Annotated in this window: 1 protein-coding gene; it reads left to right on the top strand. The window is 33.7% G+C overall.

The window, feature by feature from the left end:
* Positions 1–199 precede the first annotated feature (199 nt).
* Entirely contained in the window at positions 200–2,131 is a 1,932-nt protein-coding gene (locus HMPREF1639_RS09025) for a cell wall-binding repeat-containing protein (protein ID WP_084572452.1), read from the top strand.
* The last annotated feature ends 94 nt before the right edge of the window (positions 2,132–2,225 follow it).

Below are 2,225 nucleotides of genomic sequence, written 5' to 3'. Positions count from 1 at the left end.
GGATACTATATGTATCCAAGATGCTGTCGCATAAATTTCGGATTTTATTCATCAAGGCTAGTTGACAAAGAACCGAAATTTTTCCTTTTTTGTTTGTAGATATATTAAAATTATCAAAAAGGTAAAAAAAAAAATAAAAATATTAAAATATGGTATAATAGAATAGTCGAAATAGATAATAGTGAAAGGAAAGTATATTATGAAATTAAGAAAACTAAAAAAGTCGTTATTTACAACACTATCAATGATGATGGCTGTATCTGCTATAGGAGCAACTAATGCAAATGCAGATACTATCAATGTTGCCAAGCTAGCTGGCAAGGATAGAACTCAAACATCTATCAAAGCGGCAGAGTATGTAAACTCAAAGATTGTGGTATTAGCAAATGGCTACAATTTTGCAGATTCATTAAGTGCTTACAACTTATCAAGCAGGTTCAATGCTAAGTTATGGTTAGTAAGCGAAAACTCTAACATCTCAGGGGAATTAGCTAAAATTAATCCATCAAAAGTATTTATCGTTGGTGGAGAAGATGTCCTAGGCACAAAGATGGTAAATGAAGTCAAGAAAGTTACTAGTAATATACAGAGAGTTTCAGGGGCAGATAGATACGCTACTAATTCTGAAACATTGAGAATAGCTGGCTACAAGAATGTTGGTGTTGCTGACGGAAGAAATTATCCAGATGCCTTGTCTGCTTCAGGTCTATTGAGAAAGCATAATTTAGGATTAATGCTAGTAAATGGAGCAAAGGTATATGCTACAGATAAGAACGTTAAGTATACTTTTGGTGGTTCAGACTCAGTATACCAAAATGGTGGTAAGAGATTAGAAGGTAAAGATAGATACGCTACGAATGAAGCTATAAATAAGGAATTTGGAAATGCTACAAATGTAGCAATAACTACAGGTTCAAACTTTGCAGATGCTTTATCTACTATAAATATAGTAAACGCAAAACCTAACACATCTGTGATGCTAGTAGGAAGAGATATGTCTGCTAGCCAGAAGAGCTATATGAAGGGAATCTATAATAGGTTTATAATAGGTGGTATGCTAACAACTCCTGTTGAGAGATTAATATATGCTAAGGACAATACAACTGTTACACCTAAGCCAGATCCAAAGCCAAACCCTAATCCAGTAAATCCTTCTAAGCCAGATCCAAAACCAGTAGACCCACCAAAACCAAAGCCTACTGAAAACAAGTTCACTTATCTTATAAAGTCTGTTGATGGTGATACAACTTTAAAGACAGTAACAGTGGATAAGATAGACTACAGTGCTGTTGAGGCAAGTATACCATCAGGCTACAACATATTAACTACAAGAGATGAAGTTGGTGCTTTTAGGGCTAATAGGATAGAAACACTTTATGTAAAGCCAAGTTCAATGAAGTATTTCAAGACTCAGCAGGATTATGATAGGTATATATTTGACGGATTGAAAAATGAGGGTCTTGATACGGGAAAGGTTTTAGTCGATAGTGCAGTCAATTCAAATGACGCATTTAAAGTGTTAGCAAGGTCTTTAGGTTTCGGTTTAGATCAGGAAGTAGAAAATGTTGGAAATAACAAATATAAAACTGTAGAGATAATTATGGGAATGACTCAGCACATGGATACTAAAGAAGTCTATAATAAGGAAAAATATAAGTTGAATCTATCTAAAATAGATGCTATGATAAATGCTTCTGGTGCTAATAAAATGAATACAGAAAGAGAAAAGGCGATAAGGTTTTCCAAGTATTTAAGGATAAACTATTTTTACAATTCTGATATAAACAACTTTAGTGTTGAAAACCAGCTTAAATCAAGAAGCCCTTATTCTATATCAGATTACGGTACTGCTGTATGTGAGGGTTATGTATATACATTTAATCAAGCCATGTTAAGAATGGGTATTGTTTCTCATGAGGTCCATGACGTCAAGCATATGCAGGTGTTAGCTAATCTAGATAATAAATGGACATATTTAGATGTATCTGGTTATAAAAAGGAAGACATTAAGATAGAATTAAATTACGATACCGTTCCAACTTTAACACAGAAAACTATATCTAATAATGAAATAGTGGGATCTAGCCATATAATAACTCCTACTGAAAAGATAAATTATCTTTATAAGTAATATCTTATAACTAATAGCAAGAGCTTAATGCTCTTGCTATTTTTTATGTATGACGGGCATGCCGTCAGTCTGTGGTGAAAGTCCACGTAGGGCG

The organism is Peptostreptococcus sp. MV1, from assembly GCF_000758885.1.
In the GTDB taxonomy this organism is placed as follows: Bacteria; Bacillota; Clostridia; order Peptostreptococcales; family Peptostreptococcaceae; genus Peptostreptococcus.
This window is presented reverse-complemented; position numbering and strand designations above follow the sequence as displayed.

What these genes read in the sequence shown, in the direction of transcription:
- HMPREF1639_RS09025 (WP_084572452.1), top strand. Translation starts at nt 200, where the DNA reads ATGAAATTAAGAAAACTAAAAAAGTCGTTATTTACAACACTATCAATG.